Source organism: uncultured Methanobrevibacter sp., assembly GCF_902801725.1.
Classification (GTDB): domain Archaea; phylum Methanobacteriota; class Methanobacteria; order Methanobacteriales; family Methanobacteriaceae; genus Methanocatella.
Genome location: NZ_CADCJB010000048.1, coordinates 1 through 8,994, shown reverse-complemented (window position 1 = coordinate 8,994; position 8,994 = coordinate 1). Strand labels below are relative to the sequence as shown.

General features: G+C 32.6%; 9 protein-coding genes. 5 read left to right on the top strand and 4 right to left on the bottom strand.

Features of this window, described 5'->3' with window-relative positions; translation table 11 throughout:
* Window positions 1-342: 342 nt before the first annotated feature.
* On the bottom strand, window positions 343-477 hold the full coding sequence (locus QZV68_RS09200) for a hypothetical protein (RefSeq protein ID WP_296880714.1): 135 nt from the start codon (window positions 475-477) through the stop codon (window positions 343-345).
* 259 nt (window positions 478-736) lie between these two features.
* On the opposite strand from QZV68_RS09200, the gene QZV68_RS09195 reads away from it, so the two are divergent.
* The gene (locus tag QZV68_RS09195; RefSeq protein WP_296880713.1) at window positions 737-1,927 is read left to right on the top strand and encodes an ATP-binding protein; all 1,191 of its coding nucleotides are present in this window, start codon (window positions 737-739) and stop codon (window positions 1,925-1,927) included.
* On the opposite strand, the gene QZV68_RS09190 is transcribed toward QZV68_RS09195, so the two are convergent.
* Window positions 1,924-2,079: a hypothetical protein gene (locus QZV68_RS09190; protein WP_296880712.1), complete on the bottom strand. Its 156-nt coding sequence runs from the start codon at window positions 2,077-2,079 to the stop codon at window positions 1,924-1,926. The two genes, QZV68_RS09195 and QZV68_RS09190, sit on opposite strands and share 4 nt — an antisense overlap.
* Before the next feature lie 312 nt (window positions 2,080-2,391).
* On the opposite strand from QZV68_RS09190, the gene QZV68_RS09185 reads away from it, so the two are divergent.
* Genes QZV68_RS09185 through QZV68_RS09170 form a run of 4 tightly spaced genes read left to right on the top strand, consistent with a single transcriptional unit; the run spans window position 2,392 to window position 5,708 of the window.
* The gene (locus QZV68_RS09185) at window positions 2,392-2,880 is read left to right on the top strand and encodes a CDP-alcohol phosphatidyltransferase family protein (RefSeq protein WP_295596472.1); all 489 of its coding nucleotides are present in this window, start codon (window positions 2,392-2,394) and stop codon (window positions 2,878-2,880) included.
* A gap of 25 nt (window positions 2,881-2,905) precedes the next feature.
* On the top strand, window positions 2,906-3,463 hold the full coding sequence (locus QZV68_RS09180; RefSeq protein WP_296880711.1) for a hypothetical protein: 558 nt from the start codon (window positions 2,906-2,908) through the stop codon (window positions 3,461-3,463).
* Window positions 3,457-5,043 carry an FAD-binding protein gene (locus QZV68_RS09175; protein WP_296880710.1) on the top strand — a complete coding sequence of 529 codons (1,587 nt, stop codon included), beginning with the start codon at window positions 3,457-3,459 and terminating at the stop codon, window positions 5,041-5,043. The genes QZV68_RS09180 and QZV68_RS09175 overlap by 7 nt, the downstream gene beginning before the upstream one ends.
* A complete protein-coding gene (locus tag QZV68_RS09170; RefSeq protein ID WP_296880709.1) occupies window positions 5,040-5,708 on the top strand; it encodes a 2Fe-2S iron-sulfur cluster-binding protein in 669 nt (222 codons plus the stop codon). Before QZV68_RS09175 ends, QZV68_RS09170 begins: the two co-directional genes overlap by 4 nt.
* Before the next feature lie 152 nt (window positions 5,709-5,860).
* Here QZV68_RS09170 and QZV68_RS09165 read toward each other — a convergent pair whose 3' ends face one another.
* Both QZV68_RS09165 and QZV68_RS09160 read right to left on the bottom strand, forming a co-directional pair.
* Complete coding sequence (locus QZV68_RS09165; RefSeq protein WP_296880708.1) at window positions 5,861-7,759, bottom strand: ABC transporter transmembrane domain-containing protein; 1,899 nt, start codon at window positions 7,757-7,759, stop codon at window positions 5,861-5,863.
* Window positions 7,760-8,210: 451 nt separating this feature from the next.
* The coding region (locus tag QZV68_RS09160) for a DUF1848 family protein (RefSeq protein ID WP_296880707.1) at window positions 8,211-8,994 on the bottom strand (784 nt) is incomplete at its 5' end.

The window sequence follows — 8,994 nt, the reverse complement described above, 5'->3', positions numbered from 1 at the left end:
AACATCAGCATTCAAATCAACAACAATTCGAGAAATGCTAACATTCATGAAGAAAGAGTCCAACACTATAATAAAGGAAGCACAAGCCACAACTATTAATGGAATCCAAGAATTTTCGTTAGCCTTTTCATTCATATTTATTAATCCTCCAACATATTAATTTTAAAAAATATTTTAACATTCAAACTTAAACATGAACTTAATTTTATATTTGCTTTCCAAACGATTAAATTTTTGGATTGGATTTTTATTATAATAATGCAAGAATACCGCAATTCTCTGTAAGATTGATTTTCAAATGCTTTCGGATAAACTTTAAATATTCAATGCCTAAGTTAATAACTACATTAATCTAGTTTGAGCATCAATAAAACTGGGTTCATTAACCTTATTTACAACATCATCATCTTTAACCTCACCAATCAGCAATGGATAATCAGGATTATGCAACTTTTGATTCTTTTTGACCAGTTTCATGTTGCTGTTTGCGTAACACTCTTTAAATTATTTATTACATTTTTGATTTTTGTTTGATATGATACGAGCAAATAATAGTAAAAAAGTAGTGGAATTATCCACCACTTAGGGAATTTTGTTTCATATTTAAAAAAATAATCAATATTATATATAATGAAAAATACATTATATTACAACACATAATGAAAAATTAATTATATAATTCAAAATACAATATATGACATTATATAATGAAAAATACATTATATGAGGGAAACAAATGGATGAAATTGCAAGCATAACTGATGCAAATTTAACCGAAACACAATTTTTCAACCGAACAGATGAAATCAACATATTATCAAACTTATTAATCAGCACTGAATTCAACTCTTCGCCTACAATACTCCTAACAGGGATTAGAGGGGTTGGAAAAACAGCACTTATCAAAAAAATCAAAAATAAATTCAAAAGAGAATATTTAGTTGTAGACATCGATTTATCCAGAAGCGATGCATACCAACAAAAAAACCTCACAAGAGCAAGTATAATAAAAATAATCTATGACTCAATTATCAAATCTTCAAAAGAATTTGGCTTAAAAACAATCAACAAGCAAATAGAAAAATATTTTAAAACAAAAAATTTCAAAATAGATAAACTTTTATCCTACGAACACATTCCAATTCCAATATTCGAAAGCGAAGACAATTATGAAAAATTAGCGGAATTTGTAATGGAATTACCTCAAAAAATTTATGAAGAAAATAAGGATAAACTAAAAGGAGTCTTCATATTCATTGATGAAATCCAATTAATGAAAGATTTAGATAAGGAACTGAATGGATTTTTATGGTATATGCGCAGTTTCATCCAAACACAAAAAAATGTTGCATACCTATTTTGCGGAAGCATGAGCTTAAAAGATAGTTTAATAAATGATTTGAATGGAAATCAAGGAGCATTTGGAGGAAGGATGCTGACAATTGAAATTCAACCATTTTCAAAACAAACCACTAAAAACTATATTAAATCAATGACAAGAAACATACAGCTCGATGATGATGGATTTGAAAGATTTTACAAATGTACACGTGGAATTCCATATTACATCAATATATTTGCAAAATATCTTCCCGAAAACATAACCTTAACTGAAAATAATATCATTGAATTATTCAAGGATTCAATTGATTATCTCGCTATCCATTTCATATACATGTGGTCTAAATTAACATTTCAAGAACAAAAAATCATAATTTCACTACTTGAAAATCCAAAAAAAAGAATAGAAGTAGCAAATTACCTCAAAGTAACCAGCGGATCACTAAACAGACCACTAAATCGCCTTCTAGATTACGATTTAATTGAATATGCAAATGACAAATATCAAATTACAGACCCTATTTTCACATACTGGCTTAAGAACAGTTATGAAAAAAATGGAATATATCCATTTAGAAGTATTTAAAACAACTTAGATTGTACATCAATATAGCTAGGTTCCCTAACCTCGTTTACAACATCATCATCTTTAACTTCCCCAATTAGCAATGGCGAATTATGATTATGCAACTTTTGGTTCTTTTTAACCAGCCTCATGTTGGCGTTGGCATAACGCACTTCAAATTATCTACTACTTTTAGTGAAATTTGTTCTATATAATACGAACAAAAAAAATTAAAAAGTAAATGAATTATCTACTACTTTTTAGTTAGAGTTGTTTGATAGTTACGAGCAAATATTGCGTATCAAATAAGCCCACCATAATGCTAATATTAAAATGATTTGAAAGTAAAAAAAAACTTTAAAATCAATTCAGAATTAACATCACAATTTAATTATTGTTCAATATCTTTTTAGAAAAAATTATTTAACATCAAAGAACTAATTTATATAATATATATTTTAAAAGAAAATGCGATTTTGATTAAGATGAACAGATTATTGATTAACTGCATAACATCCTTAAGAATATTGTTCGGATTCTTATTTTTATTCTGTGTCCTGTTTGATTTAAACACGACTTATCTGATTGCCATATTTATTTTAACAGCAATTTCTGATGTTAGCGACGGATGGCTTTCAAGAAAATACAATCTTTCATCTGATGATGGTGCAAAGTTTGATGTAATCTGTGATTTTATATTCATTATCCTTTCCACATTCGCCCTGATTTTAATTGATTTGATTCCGGCATGGTTTTTAGTGATAATTATCTTAAAATTAATTGAATTTTTCAAAACCAGCGATGAAACACTTGTCTATGAAAAATTTGGCCATTTTGTTGCTTTAATGTTTTATGTATTCCCAATAATATCTGTTTTAATAAATAATAAATCCTTAATATTGATATTAGCCATTTTCATTACGATTTGTGCTTTAATATCCTCTTTAAGTAGAATTCATCAAAAATTTTATTAATTAACGATTTTAAATATAATATTTGATGATATCTCTTAGAAAAATAAACACATTATTGATTATTGTAATTGTGCTGATGCTTTTAAATCATGCAGTGTTATCTCTGTTGTATCTGTATGGTATTATAAGCTATTCTCCAGATTTTCAAATAACTGGAAGACGTCTGTTTTATCCTGTAGTTGCACATATCATCATAAGCATGTATCTCTACTTTAAGGACAAGTCAAGAGGTGTAAACAGATACCCCAACTTGATTTCCGATACAACACAGCAGCTGATTTCCGGAATCATGATAATTGTTTTTGTAAGCCTGCACATATTGGGATACTCCTTCAATCCGCTGGGAGAACAAAGCACATTTAATTTTAGTTTATACCATTTTATAGTTGATACTTTAATGTTTGTTTCAATAGCTGTGCATTTAAGAGTTTCAATTCCTAAATTCATGATATCATTAGGATTTCTTGAAAACAAGGACGAACATGTGAACTTTAAACGAAAGGTGAACTGGGCAGTATTGATAATATTGATTGTCCTGATTCTTGGTGAAGTAATGTATTATGTTGGAGGTGCATTATGGTAGACATAATCGTAGTTGGAGCAGGCATTGCCGGTTTAACAGCATCAATTAAAGCCGGTGATAATGGTGCAAACGTTTCATTGATATCTCCCGATTATTCTGAACGCTCACAGTCAGTGATGGCAATGGGAGGAATAAATGCAGCACTTAATACCAAAAGGGAAAATGACTCAACAGACCAGCATTTCACAGATACATTAAATGGAGGCTGTAAAATAAACAATGAAAAGGCCGTGGAAATGCTAACCTCTGATGCACCTCAAATTATAGATTGGCTTGAAAGGATAGGCACAAGCTTTTCCCGTGACGCAAATGGCAATGTTGACATGCGAAACTTCGGAGGCCAAAAGAAAAAAAGAACCGTGTATGCCGGATCAAGAACAGGGAAGCAGATAGTCTCTGCTCTTGTCAGTTCATGCCGTAAAAGAGAAACTGAAGGTAAAATTAAGCGTTTTGTAGGATACAGATTTTTGTCACTGATTTTTACCGACGAAAATGAATGCTGCGGCATCAACTGCATCCATGAAGATACACAGGAACTAAGATCTTTTATTGGAGATGCAGTCATCATCGCTACCGGAGGATATAATTCACTTTTTGGAAAAATACTTGGATCAACTCAAAATGACGGATTTGCTACTGCAAAACTGTTTACACAGGGCGTGAGATTAGCCAATCTGGAAATGGTTCAGTATCACCCGACCACAGTTAAGACCCCTCAAAAAAGAATGCTTATAACCGAAGCTGCACGTGGTGAAGGAGGAAAACTATTTGTGATGAAGGACGGCAAACCGTGGTATTTCATGAAGGATTTCTATCCGGAGCTTGCTGATTTGATGCCGAGGGATGTCGTTTCAAGAAGCATTTTCAAGGTTTCGGATGGTGGTAAAAAGGACGTTTATCTTGACTTGACACATTTGGATGAGTATACAGTTAAAGTCAAGCTGGATGAGGTATATGAAATATGTGATAAATATCTGAATTTGGATCCTTTAAAAACCCCAATTCCAATATTTCCCGCAGTCCATTATTTCATGGGAGGAATCCAGACCGATGAAAATCATAAAACCAACATCAAGGGATTGTATGCCGCAGGCGAATGCTCATGCCAGTATCACGGAGCAAACAGACTGGGAGGAAATTCACTTTTGGGAGCTGTTCATGGAGGATGGATTTCAGCAGAAAATGCTGTTTTGGAAAAGCCAAAAGGAAATGTCATCAACAGTATCGATGAAGAATTGGAGTCATTTAAATCATATGCTCCAAAGGATAAATCCCTGCAGGATACTTTAAGCGAAATATCACAGATAATGAACGATTCCATGGGAATTTACAGAAATGAAGGCGATTTGATGGCTGCACTGGACAGGCTGGATAATCTAGACATAAATGTCAATGCAAAATATTATGATTATCTTAAAGTAAAATTATTAGTGATTCTTTCAAAGGCAAGCATTTTATCAGCACTGGAGAGAAAGGAATCGAGAGGAGCTCATCAAAGGACTGACTATCCCGAAAGCGATGACAGGTATAAAAAATCCATCTGTGCAATGTATGATGACGGGGAGATTGTGATAACATGAAGGTGAAGATTAAAATTGATGACGATTATCAGATATTCGACTATGACGGCGATTTAAACATATCAGTCATTACCCTGCTTGAAAAGTTGGACATCCCCATTGAATATTCCTGCAGCTGTCTTCAAGGCATTTGCGGTGCATGTGCCATGGTTATCAATTCAGAACCTAAACTTGCATGCAAAACATTTCTAAATGAGGAAAGGATGGTTATAGAATACAATCAGATTACAATTGAACCTCTGTCCAAATTTCCATTAGTTAAAGATTTAAAAGTCGACAGATCAATTCTGTTTGATGCAATGACAGAATGTGAGCTATGGCTTGAAAACGATTCTGAATACAATCCAAAAGATTTGGATTTTGAATATGAAATGTCATTATGCCTGATGTGCGGGTGCTGCACAGAAGTTTGTCCCAATTATAAGTTAGGCGATTTTGTAGGAGCACCTGCTGCCGTATCGGCATCAAAATTAGTTAATCAGGAAAGTGATGAAGAGCACTTGAAAAATATGAAAAAAAAATATAAAAAAAGGTTTTTTTCACATTGTGTTAAATCAATTTCCTGTGAAGATGTCTGTCCCATGGAAATCCCAACCCAAAGAGCAATTTCAAAAATGAACAGAAAATCCGTATGGAGAATCTGGCAACTCATGAATCTTGATTAAATCACTACATTATCCCTTAAATCGATTAAATACATATGAATAATTCCATCATGAGGCATGTTCACATCATCAGAGTTATTACGTATTTTGGATAAGACATTGGCGTAAAGCAATCAAAGCTGTCCAATACATATTGCATGATTGAAATTCAATTATTCCTCTTTTTGATAGTCAATAATCACAAATATCCTCTTGATGCTTGAAAATGCAGTTTCAATAGAAGCCATTGAGGCGCTTAGTTTCTTAATAGGTTTTGTCATCAATTGTCCATACATAATAACTGCCAATAAGGTTCCCAGCTGTATTTCATTAACTGATAAAAAGTAAACACCTGCCATATAAACAGTTATATTACTTACATTTGTTAAAAAGGTTGTAATAGGCTCCATAACATTAGTAACATTTCGGGATTTGGCATAATAGTCAATTACAGTTTGATTGATTTTTTTAAACCCTTTTTCATGGAATGAATTACGATTTGACAGACCTCTTTCAAAATAGCTCATCAATCGGCCCAACTGCTTTTGATGACCATCATAATAGACTCTAGATTTAACATCACATATATAAAAGCAGATGGCATAAACCGGCAATATAGCCAGATATACCAAGCTCAATCTAAAGTCTGTCATCACCATCAATACCATTACAAGGACTATCGATAGGATTTGCGCAAAAATTTCAGAAATACGGGAAGAGACAAACTCCCTGATGTTCATCACATCATTGTTCAATCGAGATAGAATCTGACCCTTTGAATTTTCCTGAATGAACCCTGAACCAACAGCATCAAGTTTATCAAATAATTTCATTCTTAAATTATATGCAACCTTTTCACCAATAACTCCCATGATTCTCTTTGGGGGTACTTTAAACAGATACCCTACAGAATATAATGCCAACAACAAGGCAAGATTAGTGTAGATGGCAAAATCGTTAGATGAATTCATGTTAGAACTCAATAAATCAACCGTCTTTCCTGCAACTTTAGGAGCATAAACCATGCACAATGTAGATACCGTGAGTAAAATCATTGATATTATTGTTTTGGCCTTATCGTCTTTCAATATTGTGCGGAATTTTTGGAGGATGTCTTTTCTTTCAGCCCATATGCCCTTATCCTCACAAGCAATATCACCTTCAGCGATTTCTATTTCTTTTGGATTATCATTTGTGTTTTCAGATTTTATGATTTTATCTTCAATATTCAGGACTTCCTCTAAACGCACGGAAGTGGCATATGCACGTGGCCACCTGTCAATTAAAGCTGGAACAAATGTCAAGGTAGAAACGAAGTATGCAACATATATCAGAATAATAAATGAATCAATTACACTGTCAGTTTCAAAGCCAATAGTGTATCCGGAATTAATCATTGCAAATGTAATCAGAACAACAGCATATAAACCCCATAATAATACTGGGCCCAGGTAATATTGGCTTAAGATATACTTAACGTTTTTATCATATGAATTCTCACATGCCTTTTCAAATTCAACTTCATACTCCTGTTTATTAAATGGAATCTTGAGGGCAATATCGGTGATTTTGGAGAGAAACATCAGGTTTAACTTCCCATATGTCTTTTTAGCTCTGAAAAATATTTTAACAATTTGTTTCATTCTAAAAATTACGAGAAGGGCAATAACACCAACAAATGACAAGAAGAATATCGCATAAGTCCCATCAATCAATGCTATTTCATATATAATTGCTGTGAGCGTAACTGGAATCAGCATTAATTGTGTGAGTATTATCACTATAAATCCCTGTTCTGAGGACATCCCTCTGGTCGACCGTGTGGTTAGCCCTGAAATTTTAAAGTTGGCAATTTCCTCATCAGGCAAGTTCATTAGAATATGAAATATTTTCTCACGTACAGTATATGCTGCTTTTGAAGCCACTCTTGTTGAGAGAAAAGAGACAGCATAAATGGAAATCATCACAAAGGCAGTATACACTAACATGTATAATCCTGATTTGAAAAGCAAGCCTATTTTCTGTTCTTTAACTCCAGTTAAAGCTATGCTGAACAAATCAATTATCTCCATTTGAAAAAATGTCTGAATAATCAGTAATGCAAAAATGATTATTATTGTTTTCCATTGGAATTTTAATACAACACTCAAAAACTTTTTCATAATACTAAATTAGTTTTAAAATTAAAAAAAATTTTCCATCACTGTGCCACGAATATATCTCCTATGAATTAAGAAGAAAAATTTAGCCATTACATTAATCTTCGTTATGAATCAATATAACTAGACTCATTGACTTCTATTACAACATCACCATCACTAACTTCACCAATCAGCAATGGTGAATCCGGATTATGCAACTTTTGATTCCTTTTGACCAGCTTCATGTTGCTGTTGGCATAACACACTTCAAATTATCTACTACTTTTAGTGAAATTTGTTCGGCACAATACGAACAAAAAAAATTAAAAAGTAAATGAATTATCTACTACTTTTTAGTTACATTTGTTTTATAGTTAATAACTTAAAAATCAAATAAAGTTTTTTGTCTTGGCTCAATATATCTTATTGCCTTTGTATCAATTAAATTATCTTCCTCTTTAAGATGCTCAAGCAACAACGGAGATTTCTCATCATGCAGTTTTATAACATTTTTGGGAATTTCAGGTTTTCGATTGGCGTAGCAATATTTGCATTCACTTAAACAGGAATTGTAAGCACCTATGTCTCTTGATGGAATGCAATGACAGTTTTCTCTAATTCCATTAGCTTTAACATTTTTATAAACTACATTGTGTGCCTGTTCTAAAATTTCACGAGTGGTACAACCGGCAGCATGAATGTTATATTGTTCATAGCTTTCATTTGTTGCACATGATTGAGTGTAGAGATTATATTTTTTTGATATCTCACCGATTCCTTTCAATAACCTCTCTTTATCATCCAGAGTTAATGGAATTATTTCAGGCATGTTCTCTTCAACTTTTTTGTACATATCTACAAAGCTGAAGATGCATCTGTAAACTGATGGTGAGATCTTTTCGGCCATATATTCAAATGTTTCCAGATGTTTTTCCACAGTGTATTTTTCACTCAGAAGAATTGGATCATATCTCCAGAGAATCTTATTGGTACCAACAATATCAGATAATCGTTTTAACGTTTTAATAGATTGATTTATTGATGGGACTTTAGGTTCTATGTCCTTGCCGTATGCAGTAATCGTGTAGTTGCACAAAATATTGTACTTTTCATCAATGACACCTATATGTTTCAGTATAGGTTGGTAGTTCTTGGAGCAGAACAGA

Bases quoted from the DNA above. Each gene is read 5' to 3' on its own strand.
- QZV68_RS09175 (WP_296880710.1), top strand. From the start codon at position 3,457: ATGGTAGACATAATCGTAGTTGGAGCAGGCATTGCCGGTTTAACAGCA.
- QZV68_RS09165 (WP_296880708.1), bottom strand. From the start codon at position 7,759: ATGGAGATAATTGATTTGTTCAGCATAGCTTTAACTGGAGTTAAAGAA.
- QZV68_RS09185 (WP_295596472.1), top strand. From the start codon at position 2,392: ATGAACAGATTATTGATTAACTGCATAACATCCTTAAGAATATTGTTC.
- QZV68_RS09195 (WP_296880713.1), top strand. From the start codon at position 737: ATGGATGAAATTGCAAGCATAACTGATGCAAATTTAACCGAAACACAA.
- QZV68_RS09200 (WP_296880714.1), bottom strand. From the start codon at position 477: ATGAAACTGGTCAAAAAGAATCAAAAGTTGCATAATCCTGATTATCCA.
- QZV68_RS09170 (WP_296880709.1), top strand. From the start codon at position 5,040: ATGAAGGTGAAGATTAAAATTGATGACGATTATCAGATATTCGACTAT.
- QZV68_RS09180 (WP_296880711.1), top strand. From the start codon at position 2,906: ATGATATCTCTTAGAAAAATAAACACATTATTGATTATTGTAATTGTG.